The organism is Stutzerimonas kunmingensis (assembly GCF_900114065.1).
GTDB classification, from domain to species: domain Bacteria; phylum Pseudomonadota; class Gammaproteobacteria; order Pseudomonadales; family Pseudomonadaceae; genus Stutzerimonas; species Stutzerimonas kunmingensis.
In genome coordinates this window covers 164227-179838 of the sequence record NZ_FORS01000003.1, presented here as the reverse complement: position 1 = coordinate 179838, position 15612 = coordinate 164227, and the positions used below count along the sequence as shown (strand labels likewise).

Below are 15612 nucleotides of genomic sequence, written 5' to 3'. Positions count from 1 at the left end.
CGGCTGAACCCTGATGATTCGTGACCTCGCCCCGGCCAGCCAGTAGACTGGCTGCCCTTTTCCGCCCCCGTGCAAGGAGCCCGAAAGCATGTCCGTCGCCCCCACCGCCACGCCCAAACCCCTGGTACTGATCATTCTCGATGGCTTCGGGCACAGCGACAGCCCGGACTTCAACGCCATCCACGCCGCCCGCAAGCCGGTCTACGATCGCCTGCTGGCCAGCCAGCCGCACGGATTGATCTCTGGCAGCGGCATGGATGTCGGTCTGCCGGACGGGCAGATGGGCAACTCCGAGGTCGGCCACATGAACCTGGGTGCCGGGCGCGTGGTGTATCAGGACTTCACCCGGGTGACCAAGGCGATCCGTGATGGCGAGTTCTTCGCCAACCCGACCATCTGTGCCGCCGTCGACAAGGCCGCGGGGGCCGGCAAGGCGGTGCACATCCTCGGCCTGCTCTCCGACGGTGGCGTGCACAGCCATCAGGATCATCTGGTCGCCATGGCCGAGCTGGCGGCCCAGCGCGGCGCCGAGAAGATCTACCTGCATGCCTTCCTCGACGGCCGCGACACACCACCGAAGAGTGCACAGCACTCCATCGAACTGCTTCAGGCCACCTTCACCCGCCTGGGCAAGGGCCGTATCGCCAGCCTGATCGGCCGCTACTTCGCCATGGACCGCGACAACCGCTGGGACCGCGTGCAGCAGGCCTACGAGCTGATCGTCGACGGCAAGGCGGAGTACCGCTCCGACTACGCCGTGGATGGCCTGATCGCCGCCTACGAGCGTGGCGAAAGCGACGAATTCGTCAAGGCGACCACCGTCGGCGAACCGGTGCGCGTCGAGGATGGCGACGCCGTGGTGTTCATGAACTTCCGTGCCGACCGCGCCCGCGAGCTGACCCGTTGCTTCGTCGAACCCGGCTTCAATGAATTCGAACGCGCCCGGGTGCCGCAACTGGCCGAGTTCGTCATGCTCACCCAGTACGCCGCGAGCATTCCCGCGCCGGCAGCCTTCGCCCCGGAAGCGCTGACCAACGTGCTCGGCGAGTACCTGGCCAACAACGGCAAGACCCAGCTGCGCATCGCCGAAACCGAGAAATACGCCCACGTCACTTTCTTCTTCTCCGGCGGCCGCGAAGAGCCCTTCCCCGGCGAAGAGCGCATTCTGATCCCCTCGCCTCAGGTCGCCACCTACGACCTGAAACCCGAGATGAGCGCGCCCGAGGTCACCGATCGTATCGTCGATGCCATCGAAAACCAGCGCTACGACGTTATCGTGGTCAACTACGCCAACGGCGACATGGTCGGTCATACCGGCGTGTTCGATGCCGCGGTCAAGGCGGTGGAATGCCTGGACAGCTGCGTCGGGCGGATCGTCGAGGCGCTGGACAAGGTCGGTGGCGAAGCGCTGCTGACCGCCGACCACGGCAACGTCGAACAGATGGAAGACGTCATGACCGGCCAGGCGCACACCGCGCATACCTGTGAGCCAGTGCCTTTCATCTATATAGGCAAGCGCAACGTCTCGATCCGCGAAGGCGGCGTGCTGGCCGATGTCGCGCCAACCATGCTGACCCTGCTCGGCATGCCGGTACCGCCGGAGATGACCGGTCGCTCGATCGTCGAGCTGAGCTGAGCTGAGCTGAGCTGATCGAGCCGGGCGGGAAGCGGCTGGCGCCAGCCGCCGTTTCCCGCTACAGGCTTCAAGCTTCCAGCTTGCTTTTTAGGCATACTACGTCGGTCATAACGCTCGGTTGACGCCCTCCAATGCCTCGTACCTTTCTCGCCCTCGCCTTCCTCTGCCTGCTCGGCCCCGCCGTGGCGGACGAACGTGCCGCAGCGCGGCAGCAGATCGAAGCCGCTCGCCAGGACATTGCCGAACTGCAGAAACTGCTCAAGCAGATCGAGCAGGAGAAATCCGGCGTTCAGAAGCAGCTGAAGACCACCGAAAGCGAGATGGGTCAGCTGGAAAAGCAGGTCGACACCCTGCAGCAGGAGATCGACCGCAGCGAGGCGGAGCTGGAACGCCTGAACGAGGAGAAAACCACCCTCGAAGGCGCACGTCTGGAGCAGCAGCGCCTGATCGGGCTGCAGGCCCGCGCCGCCTATCAGAATGGGAGGCAGGAATACCTCAAGCTGCTGCTCAACCAGCAGAACCCGGAAAAATTCAGCCGCACCATCACCTATTACGACTACCTGAACAAGGCGCGCCTCGAACAGCTCGACAGCTTCAACGAGACCCTGCGCCAACTGGCCGGAGTCGAGACTGACATCGAAGCGCAGCAGAACCTTCTGGCGGAAAAGAAGGACGGCCTGCTGGAGCGGCGCGAGCAACTCGCCGAGGTGCGCAAGGAGCGACAGCAAACTCTGGCCAAGCTCAACAGCGACCTGTCCAGCCGCGAACAGAAGCTGCAGGCCCGCCGTCAGGAGCAGGCCCAGTTCGAACGGGTACTCAAGACCATCGAGGAAACTCTGGCGCGCCAGGCTCGCGAAGCCGAGGAAGCCCGGCAACGCGAACTGCTTGCCGAGCGCCAGCGTCAGGAGCAACAACAATCCCGGCCCGGCGCCAGCACTGCGCCGAGCGGCCCATTGGTTTCCAGTGCCGGCGGCAACTTCGGCGGCCCGTTCGCCAAGGCCAAGGGCAAGCTGCCATGGCCGGTGGATGGACGTCTCGTCGCCCGCTATGGCACTCCGCGCGGCGGCGACGCTCGAACCAAGTGGGACGGCGTACTGATCGGCGCCAGCGTCGGTACTCAGGTCCGCGCCGTCCATGGCGGACGCGTAGTGTTCGCCGACTGGCTGCGCGGCGCTGGACTGCTGGTAATCCTCGACCATGGCAATGGTTATCTGAGCCTGTATGGCCACAACCAGAGCCTGCTGCGCGACGCCGGCGATATCGTCAAGGCCGGCGACGCAATTGCCACGGTAGGCACCAGCGGCGGCCAGGAAACTGCCGCACTGTATTTCGCCATTCGCCAGCAGGGGCGCCCCAGCGATCCTGCCCAATGGTGCCGCGCGCAAGGTTAGCGATCAGCGGCGTTCGGTCCTGCCGAGCCGCCCGCACCACCAAGCGCGCCCTCTCATAATTGGAGTTCGACATGTTGCACCTGCGCCGTTTCGCCCGCCCATCCACGCTCGCCCTGGCCGTATTGCTGGGGATGCAGGGCGGCGCATGGGCCCAGCAGCCCATGGAGGAGGCCGCGGCGCCAAGTGCCAGTGCCAAAGCCCCGCTGCCGCTGGAGGAACTGCGCACCTTTGCCGAGGTACTGGATCGCATCAAGGCTGCCTATGTCGAACCAGTCGATGACAAGACCCTGCTGGAAAATGCCATCAAAGGCATGCTCAGCAATCTCGATCCTCATTCCGCCTATCTCGAGCCCGAAGCGTTCGCCGAGCTGCAGGAAAGCACCAGCGGCGAATTCGGTGGTCTCGGCATCGAAGTCGGCATGGAAGACGGCTTCATCAAGGTCGTTTCGCCGATCGACGATACCCCGGCGTCCAAGGCCGGCATCGAAGCCGGCGACCTGATCGTCAAGATCGACGGCCAGCCGACCAAGGGGCTGTCGATGATGGACGCCATCGGCAAGATGCGCGGCAAGCCGGGCAGCAGCATCAGCCTGACGCTGGTGCGCGAAGGCGGCCAGCCGTTCGACGTGAAGCTGACCCGCGCGGTCATCAAGGTGCGCAGCGTCCGCAGTCAGATCCTGGAGCCGGGCTACGGCTACCTGCGCGTCACTCAGTTCCAAGTCAACTCCGGCGAGGAAGTGGGCAAGGCGCTGGCGAAGCTGAAGAAGGACAACGACGGCAAGAAGCTTAACGGCCTGGTCCTCGACCTGCGCAACAACCCCGGTGGCGTGCTGCAGGCGGCTGTCGAGATTTCCGACCACTTCCTGACCAAGGGCCTGATCGTCTACACCGAGGGTCGCATCGCCAATTCCGAGCTGCGCTTCAACGCCGACCCGGCCGATGCCAGCGAAGGCGTACCGCTGGTGGTGCTGATCAACGGCGGCAGCGCTTCGGCCTCGGAGATCGTCGCTGGCGCGCTGCAGGATCACAAGCGCGGTGTGGTGATGGGCACCGACAGCTTCGGCAAGGGCTCGGTACAGACCGTGCTGCCGCTGAACAACGATCGTGCACTGAAGCTGACTACCGCGCTGTACTACACCCCCAACGGCCGCTCGATCCAGGCCCAGGGCATTGAGCCGGACATCAAGGTCGAGCGTGCCAAGCTGACCCGCGAGCAGGCCGCCGACGGCTTCCGCGAGGCCGATCTTGCTGGCCACCTGGGCAACGGCAACGGCGGTCCTGACCGTCCCACCGCCACCCAGATCGCCAGCGACTCGCCGCGGCCGCAGGACGATGACTACCAGCTCGGTCAGGCCCTGAATCTGCTCAAGGGATTGAACCTCACCCGCGGCCAGTGAAGATGTCAGGCTGGGTAGCAGGGCTGGCGCTGCTGGTGTTGCTCGCCAGCCAGGCGCTGTATGCCAGCGAGCCCGCAGCCACGCCGGACCATGTCCCGCGACCGCGGTTGACCCTGATAATCGACGACCTCGGGCAGAACCCGGCACGCGACCGCCGCGTGCTGCAACTGCCGGGGCCGGTCGCGCTGGCGATCCTTCCCGACACCCGCCACGCAGCCACACTGGCCGAGCAGGCCCATCGCGCGGGCAAGACCGTCATGCTGCACATGCCGATGGCGCCTGCCCAAGGCCGTTTCGCCTGGCATCCCGAACTACCTCATGACGAACTGGCGCGCCGTCTCGACGCAGCGCTTGCGGCGGTACCGCATGCCAGCGGGCTGAACAACCACATGGGCAGCGCCATGACCGATCAGACACAGGCCATGACCTGGCTGATGGGGGAACTGCAGCGCCGCCACCTGTTCTTTCTCGACAGCCGCACCAGCCCGCGCACCGTGGCCGCCGCCAGCGCCCAACGCACGGCATTGGCCAGCCTGTCGCGGGACATCTTTCTCGATGACGATCCCGCGCCGTCCGCGGTAGCCGAACGCTTTCACGCGGCAGTCGCGCTGGCGCGCAGGCAAGGCTCGGTCGTCATCATCGGTCATCCCCACGAGAGCACGCTGGCCGTGCTCGAACGCGAACTGCCGCGACTCTCCGCGCAGGGCATCGAATGGGTCGATGTCGGGCAGATGATCGCCACCCGCAGCAACCGCGCGATGGCCGCCCATGGTCGTGGCGGCGTCTACCGCTGAGCTTCAGAGATAGCGGCGCAGCATCGCATCCACCGTGCCGTCGGCACGCATCGCATCCAGCGCCCGCTGCAGACGCTCAACCACCTCGTCCGGTGTCGCCCGGTTGAGCGCGAGGAACAGCCGCGCTTCATTGAAACGCAGCACCGGTTTCAGGCCGGTCACACCTTCCTGCTTGGCCAGGTAGGGTCCGACCGGATCGGCGGTGGCCCAGACGTCGATCTGACCCTTGAGCAGCTTGCCGATGTTCTCCTGATCACGCAGCGAGTTGATCGGCGCCAGGCCCTTGCCCTCCAGATGCTGGCTGACCGCATCGTTCTTGTAGGCACCGATGCGCAGGTCGCGTGCCTGCTCCAGTCCGGTCAAGCGCAGAGGACTGTCGGCGGGCGCCAGCAGCACCCAGCTGATGCTCGCCAACGGGCCGACCCATTTGAATTGCTGCTCGCGCTCGGCCGTGAAGGTGGTGGAGAACAGCCCCTGATCCGGCTGTTCGAGCACCTGCTTGTAGATGCGATCCCAGGGAAAGCGCAGGGTCAGCTCGTAGCGGATATTCGCGCGGCGGAACATCTCGCGCACGATGTCGGCGTTGATGCCGTGGATGCGCGCGTCGGCGGCGTAGTTCTTGCCGTCCTCGGCCATGTTGAATGGTGGAAAATTCTCGGTCAGCAGCACGACTCGGTAGTCGTCAGGCAGCGCGGCGTGCGCATGAGCGCAGAGCAGCAGCAAGACGACGGCAATGATTCGCTTGAACATGGATCGCTCCCTTTTTCTCGATTCCCTGGCCCACCCCTCCGCGAGCCAGAGCCGGAGGTTGTCCAAAGCAAGATGCGAACCAGCGAAGCGCCACGGCGCCAGCGGCTGAGCGCCCGCTGAATCAGGGAAGCGTGCATGCGTCAGGACGGCGCGAGCAGGGGGATCGGTGCACGCTACTGGCGCACCGCCATCACTCGAGAAAGTCGGCGCAGAACATGCGCCGACCTGGGAAGGCTCAGAGGTAGCGCGCGTTGATCTCGTCGATCACACCTTCGCTACGCATCTGGTCGAGCGCTTTTTGCAGCTTCTGCACCGTCTCGTCGGCGATCTGCTTGTTCAGCGCCAGGTACAGTTCGGCACTGTCGAAACGCAGCACACGCTTGAGGCCCGTCACACCGTCCTGGCGGGCGAGGTAGCGGCCAGCGGGATCACCAGTGGCCCACAGGTCGATCTTGCCGTCGATCAGCTTCTTCACGTTCTCCTGATCGCGCAGGGCGAGCTGCGGCTGCAGCCCCTGTCCGTCCAGGTGCTCGGCAATGGCATCACCCTTGTAGGCGCCGATGTTGTACTGGCGCGCCTGATCCAGGCTGGTCAGGTTGATCGGACTGTCGCCACGAGCCAGCAACACCCAGTCGTCCGGGCCGATGGGACCAACCCACTTGAACAGCTCTTCGCGCTCGGGCAGGCGCGCCGTGACGAAAACCCCGTAGTTCGGCTGCTCCAGCGCCATGCCGTAGATACGCTCCCAGGGGAAGCGCAGCGTCAAGGTGTAGTCGATGCCGGCACGCTTGAACATCTCGCGCACGATGTCCGCGGCGATCCCGGTGATGTGCTCGTCACGCGCGAAGTTCTTGCCATCGTCCGCCATGTTGTAGGGCGGGAAATTCTCGGTCAGCAGATTGATCTTGTCTGGCGCCTGAGCGTGCGCCAGCGTAGCGCCCAGCAGCAAAGCTGCGGCGATGGTAGAGATTGTCTTGCGCATGTGTGTACCCCCTGAGTACTTATCCGCAACAGCCGCGGACGTGTCCATGTTTCGAGAGCGAAGCCTTTCGCTCTGCCGGCAACGCGATCAGCGCATCACGATGCCGCGGGCAGCCAGATAGGCCTTGGCTTCCGGAATGGTGTATTCGCCGAAGTGGAAGATGCTGGCGGCCAGCACCGCATCGGCCTTGCCTTCGAGGATGCCATCGGCCAGGTGCTGCAGATTGCCGACGCCACCGGAGGCGATCACCGGGATGCACAGCGCTTCGCTGATGGCCCGGGTGACGCCCAGGTCGTAGCCGCTCTTCACGCCGTCCTGATCCATGCTGGTCAGCAGGATTTCGCCAGCGCCGAGGTCTTCCATCTTCTTCGCCCAGGCCACCGCATCCAGGCCGGTGGGCTTGCGCCCGCCATGGGTGAAAATTTCCCAGCGACCCGGCTCGCCCGGCGCGGAGACCTTCTTCGCATCGATGGCGACGACGATGCATTGCGAGCCGAAGCGGTCCGCGGCCTCGCCGACGAAGTCCGGGTTGAACACCGCGGCGGTGTTGATCGAGACCTTGTCGGCGCCGGCGTTGAGCAGGTTGCGGATGTCCTGCACGCTGCGCACGCCACCGCCGACGGTCAGCGGGATGAACACCTGGCTGGCCATGCGCTCGACGGTGTGCAGGGTGGTGTCGCGGTTGTCGACGCTGGCGGTGATGTCGAGAAAGGTGATCTCGTCGGCGCCCTGCTCGTCGTAGCGGCGGGCGATTTCCACCGGGTCGCCGGCGTCGCGGATGTTCTCGAACTGGACGCCCTTGACCACGCGGCCGTTGTCCACGTCGAGGCAGGGAATGATGCGTTTGGCCAGGGCCATGGCTTTCTCCGAAAGCGGCTTATTCAAGCCGCAGGCTTCAAGCTGCAGGTAGCGTGTAGGGTGGATCGCGCTTCACCGATCCACCGCAGTTCAGCGAATCACTCGTCCTTGTACTTCAGGTCGCAGAGCGCCTGCGCCTCGGCGACGTCGAGCGTGCCTTCATAGATCGCCCGGCCGGTGATGGCGCCGACGATACCCGGTGTGTTGGTATCGAGCAGCTTCTGGATGTCGCCGATGTTGTGGATGCCGCCGGAGGCGATCACCGGGATGCGGCTGGCGTTGGCCAGCGCCACGGTGGCCTCGACGTTGCAGCCCTGCATCATGCCGTCCTTGGCGATGTCGGTATAGACGATCGCCGCGACGCCATCGGCCTCGAAGCGGCGCGCCAGGTCGACTGCCTGCACGCTGGAGACTTCGGCCCAGCCATCGGTGGCGACGAAGCCGTCCTTCGCATCCAGGCCAACGATGACCTTGCCCGGAAAGGCGCGGCAGGCCTCGGTAACGAACTCCGGCTCTTTGACCGCCTTGGTGCCAATGATCACGTAGCTGACGCCGGCGCGCACGTAGTGCTCGATGGTTTCCAGGGTGCGGATGCCGCCACCGATCTGGATCGGCAGGTCCGGGTAGCGCCTGGCGATGGCGGTGACCACCTCGCCGTTGACCGGCTGGCCTTCGAAGGCGCCGTTGAGGTCGACCAGGTGCAGGCGACGGCAGCCGGCCTCGACCCACTTGGCGGCCATGGCCACCGGGTCGTCGGAAAACACCGTGGCATCGTCCATCAGGCCCTGGCGCAGACGCACGCAGGCGCCGTCCTTCAGATCGATAGCGGGGATAATCAGCATGGCTTGAACCTGTTCAAATCAAGTGTCGGTTAAGGGTCAGCTCTTCTCGAGCGCCCACAAGTCGCTTTCGATGCTCTCGAACCGTTCCTTCAGGTGGCTCTGCACGTCGAAGATCGCCTTGTTGTAATACAGCGGCGCGATTTCCCGGGCGAACAGATCGAGCACTTCCTGCGCCTCGAACGAGCCCAGCTCGAGTTCGAAACGCTCTTGCAGAAAGCGCTTGATGACCTGCTGCGCTGCCTGCTCCTGAGCAGGATCCAGCGTCAGGACCGGCGGCTTGAGCTTGGCCCGGCTCATTTACCAGCGACCATCCCAGGCGGCGAAGTTCTGCAGCAGCTGCAGGCCGTGGGTGTGGCTCTTCTCCGGGTGAAACTGCACGGCAAAGCGCGAGCCATCGGCCAGCGCGGCGGCGAAGTCGTTGCCGTAATGGCCGCGACCGACCACCTGGCGCGGATTGCCGGCCTCGATGTAGTAGCTGTGCACGAAATAGAAGCGCCCATTGTCCGGAATCGCGTGCCAGAGCGGGTGGTCGACCACCTGCTTGACCTCGTTCCAGCCCATGTGCGGCACCTTCAGGTGCTCGCCGTCCTCGTGCAGGTCCTTGCCGAAGAAGCGCACCTGACCGGGGAACAGGCCGATGCAATCGACACCATCGTTCTCCTCGCTGCGCTCCATCAGCGCCTGCATGCCGACACAGATGCCGAGAAATGGGCGGTCCTGGCTGACTTCACGGACCAGTTCGTCGAAGCCCAGCCGGCGGATCTCGGCCATGCAGTCGCGAATCGCGCCGACGCCGGGAAACACCACGCGGTCGGCCTCACGGATGACCTGCGCATCGCTGGTGATCAGCACGCGGCCAGCGCCGACGTGTTCCAGCGCCTTGGCCACCGAGTGCAGGTTGCCCATGCCGTAGTCGATGACGGCGACGGTCTGCATTACAGGCACCCTTTGGTCGACGGCATCTGCCCGGCCATGCGCGGATCGAGCTCGACGGCCATGCGCAGCGCGCGGCCGAAGGCCTTGAACACGGTTTCGATCTGGTGGTGGGTGTTGATGCCGCGCAGGTTGTCGATGTGCAGGGTGACCAGGGCGTGATTGACGAAGCCCTGGAAGAATTCCTGGAACAGGTCGACGTCGAACTTGCCGACCACCGCGCGGGTGTAGGGCACGTTCATGGTCAGCCCCGGGCGCCCGGAGAAGTCGATCACCACGCGCGACAGCGCCTCGTCCAGCGGTACGTAGGAATGCCCGTAGCGGGTCATGCCCTTCTTGTCGCCGATAGCCTTGGCGAAGGCCTGGCCGAGGGTGATGCCGACGTCCTCGACGGTGTGGTGGTCATCGATGTGCAGGTCGCCGTTGCACTCGATATCCAGGTCGATCAGCCCGTGACGGGCGATCTGGTCGAGCATGTGCTCCAGGAAGGGCACGCCGATGGCGAAGCGCGCCTTGCCGGTGCCATCCAGATTGATGGTGACCTTGACCTGGGTTTCCAGGGTGTTGCGCTCTACGTAAGCCGTACGTTCGGACATCAACAGCTCCGCTGATCGTGGGCGAAAAGGGGCACATTATAGGCGCAAACGCCGCAGCACGGATACGCGCCGGGTTTACTGGACTGCATCTTGCAGGAACCTGCGCGTCAACCCGCGGAGGTGCCGCCCATGCACGGACGGAAAATGCCTGCGACCCTGCGCTTCATGCTGGCGTCCCGGCGCAGCGAACTGCTCGGCCTGGAAGACCTGGCGCGCACCTGCGAACTGGTCACCCGTATCAGCCAGCTGGTGCACGCGCTGCAGAAAGAGCGCGGCTACTCGAACATCTACCTCAGCGGCAACGCCGCCCATCAGCGCCAGCAGCTGGACGTGCTCAGCCTGGAAGCCGAGGCGCTGGAGCGCGGGGTGCGCCTGGATCTGGATCGCATCGACCTGGATGCCGTCAGCACTGCGGACAAAACCCGGCTGTTCACCCGCATCGCCTATGCCCTGCACAGTCTCGACGAGCTGCCGGCTCTGCGCCGGCGCATCCGCGACCACGCCATCAGCATGCAGGACGCCACGGCAACACTGGTGCGGCTGATCGGCGGGCTGCTGGCAGTGGTGTTCGAAGCGGCCGACACCGCCGCCGACCCGGACATCACCCGCTGCCTGGTGGCGCTGTTCAATTTCATGCAGGGCAAGGAACTGGCCGGCCAGGAGCGCGCGCTCGGGGTCGTCGGCTTCGCCAGCGGCTATTTCCGCGCGGACATGCTGGAGCGCCTGGAGCATCTGCTCGAAGGCCAGGAGCGCTGCTTCGCCACCTTCAGCCGCTTCGCCAGCCCGGCAGCGCAGGCGCTATGGCAAGCGCTGTGCGCCAGCGAGACGAACATCAACGCCTGCCGCCTGCGTGACATCGCCCGCCGTACCAGCCCCGGCGCGGCGGTCGAACCGCAGCTGTGCGAGCTCTGGTTCGAGCTGCACACGCACCGCATCGACGCAATGAAGCAGGTCGAGACGCGCCTGGAGCAGGATCTGTTGCAACAGTGCCGGTACAGCATCGAGCGTATCCGCAAGGACCTGCAGAGCCATCGCAAGCTGCTCGACGGCATCGCCGACATGCACGCCGCCGCCGAGCAGGCCAAGCTGTTCAGTGTGCAGGCCAGCGATCTGGACGCGCCACCGCCGGACGGCATGACCGCGATGGTGGCGCGCTCGACCCTGGAACTCTTGCTAACCCAGAGCGTGCGCCTGCAGGGTCTCAATGAAGAATTGCGCGAGGCGCGTCAGGCGCTGGACGAACGCAAACAGGTGGAGCGGGCCAAGCAGCAGCTGATGCGCCAGCAGGGCTTCTCCGAAGGCGAGGCCTACGGCTGGCTGCGTCAGGCGGCAATGAATCAGGGCCTGCGCCTGGAGGAGGTCGCCCAGCGCCTGCTGGCACTGGCACAGCCCGCCGAGCGCGCCCCGGCCCGCACTCTGGGCCAGCGCTCCAGGCACTGAAAACAGGCACGCCGCACCATCAGCACAGCATGCCTGCCCCGCGGATGTGCATGCGCCGCCAGTCCCGCAGGATCGCCAAGCGCAATTCATCTCGAGCAAGCCAATCACGGAACTGGTCGCGCTCTGTTTGCGCCCCGCCGCAAGTGCTTGATTCGATGGAAACCTCCCGGCGATTCGATGCCGCGGCAGCACCCGTTCCGCGCCGCCTGAGCAGTTCTGGCACAGCTTTCGCAAAGCTCAGGCAAGGCCGGATCCTTCGGCTTTCACAACTCCTCATTAGGACAACGGTGTCCACGCTCTCCGGCTCCAGCCGGGCGGTGTGGCGCCGTTTTTTTTCGCCCAAAGGAAAACCCGACCATGACCGACAAGCCGAACAACGACCAGCCCAGCAGCGTAACGCTGGCCTCGCGCCGCAGCTTTCTCAAGCACTCGATCATTGCCGCCAGCGGCGTCGCCCTGTTCGGCGGCATGTCCCTGGGCATGCGTTCGGCCGCCTGGGCGGCGGGCGGGGATGTGGAGACCAGCAAGGCCAAGCTCGGCTTTATCGCCCTAACCGACGCCGCGCCGCTGTTCGTCGCCGCCGAGAAGGGCTTCTTCGCCAAATACGGGATGACCGAGGTCGAGGTACTCAAGCAGTCGTCCTGGGGCACCACCCGCGACAACCTGGTGCTCGGCTCGGCGAAGAACGGTATCGACGGCGCGCACATCCTCACGCCGATGCCCTACCTGATCAGCGCCGGCATCGTCACGCCGAACAACCAGCCGGTACCCATGTCGATCCTCGCGCGGCTGAACCTGGCCGGGCAGTGCATCTCGGTCGGCGAGGAATATCGCGACCTGAAGATCGGCCTCGACAGCACCCCGTTCAAGGCTGCGCTGGAGGCGAAGAAGGCCAGCGGCAAGAAGGTCAGTGCGGCGATGACCTTCCCCGGCGGCACTCATGACCTGTGGATGCGCTACTGGCTGGCGGCCGGCGGCATCGACCCGAACGCCGACATCAACACCATCGTCGTGCCGCCGGCGCAGATGGTCGCCAACATGAAGGTTGGCAGCATGGACACCTTCTGCGTCTGCGAGCCGTGGAACGCCCAGCTGATCAACCAGAAGATCGGCTACACCGCCAACACCACCGGCGAGCTGTGGCACAACCACCCGGAAAAGGCCTTCGCCCTGCGCAGCGACTACGTGGCTGCCAACCCCAACGCGACGAAGGCGCTGACCATGGCGATCATGGACGCCCAGCAGTTCTGCGAGAAGCCGGAGAACAAGGAGGAAGTGGCGAAGATCTGCTCGCAGCGCAAGTGGATCGGCGCGCCCTACAAGGACATCGTCGACCGCATGAAGGGCAACTTCGCCTACGGCACCGGCAAGGTCATCGAGAACCACCCCGAGCAGATGCGCTACTGGGACGACCACGCCTCCTACCCGTTCCAGAGCCACGACCTCTGGTTCCTCACCGAGAACAAGCGCTGGGGCTACCTGCCGGCCGACTTCGACAGCCAGGCGCTGATCGCCAAGGTCAACCGCGAGGACATCTGGCGCGCCGCCGCCGGCGAGCTGAACCTACCCGCCGAGCTGATCCCGGCCTCCACTTCTCGTGGGGTCGAGAAATTCTTCGACGGCAAGGTGTTCGACCCCGAGAACCCGCAAGCCTATCTGGACAGCCTGACCATCAAGGCCATGGCCTGATAACCGCAACCCGCGAGGAAAAGCCCATGAATGCCAACGTCAAACTGCAGCCCGCCACCGCCGAGCCGGTATCGATCGTCCGCCCTTCCCGGCTCGCCGCCCTGGCTCGACGCAGCGGCCGCTACGCTGTGCAGCAGCTGGTGCCGCCGCTGGTGATCCTGCTGCTGCTCGGCTTGATCTGGGAAATGCTCTGCTCCGGTGCCGATGCCGCGCTGCCGCCGCCCTCGCAGGTGGTCGCGGAAACCTGGGAGCTAATCATCGATCCGTTCTACGACAACGGCGGCAATGACGTGGGCCTGGCCTGGCAGCTGCTGGCAAGCCTGCAGCGGGTTGCGGTGGGTTATATGCTGGCGGTGGTCGCCGGGGTCGGCCTCGGCGTGCTGATCGGCCAGTCGGACTGGGCCATGCGCGGCCTCGATCCGATCTTCCAGGTGCTGCGCACCGTGCCGCCACTGGCCTGGCTGCCGCTATCGCTGGCGGGCTTCCAGGACAGCCATCCCTCGGCGCTGTTCGTCATCTTCATCACCGCGATCTGGCCGATCATCATCAATACCGCGGTGGGCATCCGCAACATCCCGCAGGACTACCGCAACGTCGCCCAGGTGCTGCAGCTCAACGGTTTCGAGTACTTCAAGACCATCATGCTGCCGGCCGCTGCGCCCTACATCTTCACCGGCCTGCGCATCGGCGTCGGCCTGTCGTGGCTGGCGATCATCGCCGCGGAAATGCTCATCGGCGGCGTCGGCATCGGCTTCTTCATCTGGGATGCGTGGAACGCCTCGCGCATCAGCGACATCATCCTCGCGCTCGTCTACATCGGCGTGGTCGGCTTCGTGCTCGATCGCCTGGTGGCCTTCGTCGGCCGGCGCATCACCCGCGGCATTCCGGCCAACTGAGGAGCAACGCCATGAGCTATCTCTCCATCGAACACCTGGACAAGAGTTTCGTGCGCGGCAACCTCGCCTCGCAGGTGCTCAAGGACATCAACCTGAACATCGCCAAGGGCGAGTTCATCTCCATCATCGGCCACTCCGGCTGCGGCAAGTCGACGGTGCTGAACATCGTCGCCGGGCTGCTCGACCCCAGCCTCGGCGGCGTGATCCTCGACGGCAAGGAAGTCCGCGGCCCTGGCCCGGACCGCAGCATGGTGTTCCAGAACCATTCGCTGCTGCCCTGGCTGACGGTCTACGAGAACGTCGAAGTGGCGGTGAACAAGCTGTTCAAGCGCAGCATGAACAAGCGCGAACGGCGCGAGTGGATCGAGCACAACCTGGCGCTGGTGAACATGAGCCACGCGCTGAACAAGTATCCGCAGGAAATCTCAGGCGGCATGAAGCAGCGCGTCGGCATCGCCCGCGCGCTCGCAATGAAGCCCAAGGTGCTGTTGCTCGACGAACCGTTCGGTGCGCTGGATGCGCTGACCCGCGCGCACCTGCAGGACGAGGTGATGAAGATCCAGAAGGACCTGGGCAACACCATGATGATGATCACCCACGACGTCGACGAGGCCGTGCTGCTCTCCGACCGCATCGTGATGATGACCAACGGCCCCTCGGCGACCATCGGCGAAATCCTCGAGGTGAAACTGCCGCGCCCGCGCGATCGCATCGCCCTGGCCGACGACCCGGAGTACAACCACTATCGCCGTGCGGTGCTGAGCTTCCTTCACGAGCGCCATCGCCTGCACTGAGCGAACGCGCCAACCGCCGCCGTCTCGTGCGCTGGCGGCGGTTCGGCGTATCCTTGCCGGCACTTCTGCTCAGCCGTCGCAAGGTCGCCATGCCCGTCTACGTCGAATCCGTCACCCAGCCCAGCCCGCAGGATTTAACCGATCTGGCGAAAATCTACGCCGACGCCCCCGAATGGCTGCTGACGCCCTATGCCAGCGCCGAGGCGCTGATTGAGGCGGCGCTGGCCGATGGCAGCCTGATTGCCGGCCGCTTCAATGACCGTCTGCTCGGCGCCGCCCTGCTGCGGCGCGGCGACGAAGCCTGGCGCCTGTCGCACCTGTGCGTACGCAAGGTCACCCGCAAGCGCGGCGTCGGCCGCCGCCTGCTGGAAGAAACCCAACGGCTGGCCAGTGAAGCCGGCAAGCCGTTGCGCCTTGCCGCCCCCGCCGGTCATCTGGAAGCCAGCGCCCTGGCTGCGCGAACGCATCTGCCGCTGGATTCGCTCTAAGTCGCCCACGCGATATCCGCTGCGCCCTGCCTGATCTGCCGACGGGGCGCGCTTGCCGCCCGCCGCGGCCATCTGTGGAACCCGCACCCGCAACGGCACTCCAACGCCGACCGCGTTCCCGACAAG

At 65.3% G+C, this 15612-nt stretch carries 16 protein-coding genes; 9 read left to right on the top strand and 7 right to left on the bottom strand.

Going from position 1 to position 15612, the window contains the following annotated elements; all coding sequences use genetic code 11:
- The first annotated feature begins 88 nt into the window (after positions 1–88).
- The 4 genes from gpmI to BM275_RS08955 all read left to right on the top strand — a co-directional run bounded on the left by gpmI (position 89) and on the right by BM275_RS08955 (position 5218).
- Complete coding sequence (gpmI, locus tag BM275_RS08970; RefSeq protein WP_090520702.1) at positions 89–1636, top strand: 2,3-bisphosphoglycerate-independent phosphoglycerate mutase; 1548 nt, start codon at positions 89–91, stop codon at positions 1634–1636.
- 131 nt (positions 1637–1767) lie between these two features.
- Entirely contained in the window at positions 1768–3027 is a 1260-nt protein-coding gene (locus BM275_RS08965; RefSeq protein WP_023444019.1) for a murein hydrolase activator EnvC family protein, read from the top strand.
- A 71-nt stretch (positions 3028–3098) separates the two neighbouring features.
- Positions 3099–4424, top strand: coding sequence for a S41 family peptidase (locus BM275_RS08960; protein WP_014818638.1), 1326 nt, complete (start codon positions 3099–3101; stop codon positions 4422–4424).
- 2 nt (positions 4425–4426) lie between these two features.
- A complete protein-coding gene (locus tag BM275_RS08955) occupies positions 4427–5218 on the top strand; it encodes a divergent polysaccharide deacetylase family protein (protein WP_272890998.1) in 792 nt (263 codons plus the stop codon).
- A gap of 3 nt (positions 5219–5221) precedes the next feature.
- On the opposite strand, the gene BM275_RS08950 is transcribed toward BM275_RS08955, so the two are convergent.
- The 7 genes from BM275_RS08950 to hisB all read right to left on the bottom strand — a co-directional run bounded on the left by BM275_RS08950 (position 5222) and on the right by hisB (position 10179).
- A complete protein-coding gene (locus BM275_RS08950; protein ID WP_042927525.1) occupies positions 5222–5968 on the bottom strand; it encodes a substrate-binding periplasmic protein in 747 nt (248 codons plus the stop codon).
- A gap of 235 nt (positions 5969–6203) precedes the next feature.
- Positions 6204–6950, bottom strand: a complete 747-nt coding sequence (locus BM275_RS08945) for a substrate-binding periplasmic protein (protein WP_023444022.1) — start codon at positions 6948–6950, stop codon at positions 6204–6206.
- Between the two features lie 87 nt (positions 6951–7037).
- The gene (gene hisF, locus BM275_RS08940) at positions 7038–7808 is read right to left on the bottom strand and encodes an imidazole glycerol phosphate synthase subunit HisF (protein ID WP_014818634.1); all 771 of its coding nucleotides are present in this window, start codon (positions 7806–7808) and stop codon (positions 7038–7040) included.
- Positions 7809–7906: 98 nt separating this feature from the next.
- Complete coding sequence (gene hisA, locus BM275_RS08935) at positions 7907–8650, bottom strand: 1-(5-phosphoribosyl)-5-[(5-phosphoribosylamino)methylideneamino]imidazole-4-carboxamide isomerase (RefSeq protein WP_044314856.1); 744 nt, start codon at positions 8648–8650, stop codon at positions 7907–7909.
- Between the two features lie 36 nt (positions 8651–8686).
- Complete coding sequence (locus tag BM275_RS08930; protein WP_090520698.1) at positions 8687–8947, bottom strand: DUF2164 domain-containing protein; 261 nt, start codon at positions 8945–8947, stop codon at positions 8687–8689.
- Positions 8948–9586: an imidazole glycerol phosphate synthase subunit HisH gene (gene hisH / locus BM275_RS08925; RefSeq protein ID WP_003282884.1), complete on the bottom strand. Its 639-nt coding sequence runs from the start codon at positions 9584–9586 to the stop codon at positions 8948–8950.
- Positions 9586–10179: an imidazoleglycerol-phosphate dehydratase HisB gene (gene hisB / locus BM275_RS08920; RefSeq protein ID WP_003303331.1), complete on the bottom strand. Its 594-nt coding sequence runs from the start codon at positions 10177–10179 to the stop codon at positions 9586–9588. The genes hisH and hisB overlap by 1 nt, the downstream gene beginning before the upstream one ends.
- A 129-nt stretch (positions 10180–10308) precedes the next feature.
- Here hisB and BM275_RS08915 point away from each other — a divergent pair, with 129 nt between their 5' ends.
- From BM275_RS08915 to panM, 5 genes are all read left to right on the top strand, one after another.
- Positions 10309–11619, top strand: a complete 1311-nt coding sequence (locus BM275_RS08915) for a nitrate regulatory protein (protein WP_090520696.1) — start codon at positions 10309–10311, stop codon at positions 11617–11619.
- A 357-nt stretch (positions 11620–11976) separates the two neighbouring features.
- Complete coding sequence (locus tag BM275_RS08910) at positions 11977–13308, top strand: CmpA/NrtA family ABC transporter substrate-binding protein (RefSeq protein WP_090520693.1); 1332 nt, start codon at positions 11977–11979, stop codon at positions 13306–13308.
- Positions 13309–13334: 26 nt separating this feature from the next.
- The gene (ntrB, locus tag BM275_RS08905) at positions 13335–14204 is read left to right on the top strand and encodes a nitrate ABC transporter permease (protein ID WP_090520691.1); all 870 of its coding nucleotides are present in this window, start codon (positions 13335–13337) and stop codon (positions 14202–14204) included.
- A gap of 11 nt (positions 14205–14215) precedes the next feature.
- On the top strand, positions 14216–14998 hold the full coding sequence (locus tag BM275_RS08900; protein WP_038655938.1) for an ABC transporter ATP-binding protein: 783 nt from the start codon (positions 14216–14218) through the stop codon (positions 14996–14998).
- A gap of 89 nt (positions 14999–15087) precedes the next feature.
- Positions 15088–15486: an aspartate 1-decarboxylase autocleavage activator PanM gene (panM, locus tag BM275_RS08895; protein ID WP_041015118.1), complete on the top strand. Its 399-nt coding sequence runs from the start codon at positions 15088–15090 to the stop codon at positions 15484–15486.
- Positions 15487–15612 lie beyond the last annotated feature (126 nt).

Excerpts from the sequence above, each read along its gene's own strand:
- gpmI (WP_090520702.1), top strand. The coding sequence starts at position 89 with ATGTCCGTCGCCCCCACCGCCACGCCCAAACCCCTGGTACTGATCATT.
- BM275_RS08965 (WP_023444019.1), top strand. The coding sequence starts at position 1,768 with ATGCCTCGTACCTTTCTCGCCCTCGCCTTCCTCTGCCTGCTCGGCCCC.
- BM275_RS08960 (WP_014818638.1), top strand. The coding sequence starts at position 3,099 with ATGTTGCACCTGCGCCGTTTCGCCCGCCCATCCACGCTCGCCCTGGCC.
- BM275_RS08955 (WP_272890998.1), top strand. The coding sequence starts at position 4,427 with ATGTCAGGCTGGGTAGCAGGGCTGGCGCTGCTGGTGTTGCTCGCCAGC.
- BM275_RS08950 (WP_042927525.1), bottom strand. The coding sequence starts at position 5,968 with ATGTTCAAGCGAATCATTGCCGTCGTCTTGCTGCTGCTCTGCGCTCAT.
- BM275_RS08945 (WP_023444022.1), bottom strand. The coding sequence starts at position 6,950 with ATGCGCAAGACAATCTCTACCATCGCCGCAGCTTTGCTGCTGGGCGCT.
- hisF (WP_014818634.1), bottom strand. The coding sequence starts at position 7,808 with ATGGCCCTGGCCAAACGCATCATTCCCTGCCTCGACGTGGACAACGGC.
- hisA (WP_044314856.1), bottom strand. The coding sequence starts at position 8,650 with ATGCTGATTATCCCCGCTATCGATCTGAAGGACGGCGCCTGCGTGCGT.
- BM275_RS08930 (WP_090520698.1), bottom strand. The coding sequence starts at position 8,947 with ATGAGCCGGGCCAAGCTCAAGCCGCCGGTCCTGACGCTGGATCCTGCT.
- hisH (WP_003282884.1), bottom strand. The coding sequence starts at position 9,586 with ATGCAGACCGTCGCCGTCATCGACTACGGCATGGGCAACCTGCACTCG.
- hisB (WP_003303331.1), bottom strand. The coding sequence starts at position 10,179 with ATGTCCGAACGTACGGCTTACGTAGAGCGCAACACCCTGGAAACCCAG.
- BM275_RS08915 (WP_090520696.1), top strand. The coding sequence starts at position 10,309 with ATGCACGGACGGAAAATGCCTGCGACCCTGCGCTTCATGCTGGCGTCC.
- BM275_RS08910 (WP_090520693.1), top strand. The coding sequence starts at position 11,977 with ATGACCGACAAGCCGAACAACGACCAGCCCAGCAGCGTAACGCTGGCC.
- ntrB (WP_090520691.1), top strand. The coding sequence starts at position 13,335 with ATGAATGCCAACGTCAAACTGCAGCCCGCCACCGCCGAGCCGGTATCG.
- BM275_RS08900 (WP_038655938.1), top strand. The coding sequence starts at position 14,216 with ATGAGCTATCTCTCCATCGAACACCTGGACAAGAGTTTCGTGCGCGGC.
- panM (WP_041015118.1), top strand. The coding sequence starts at position 15,088 with ATGCCCGTCTACGTCGAATCCGTCACCCAGCCCAGCCCGCAGGATTTA.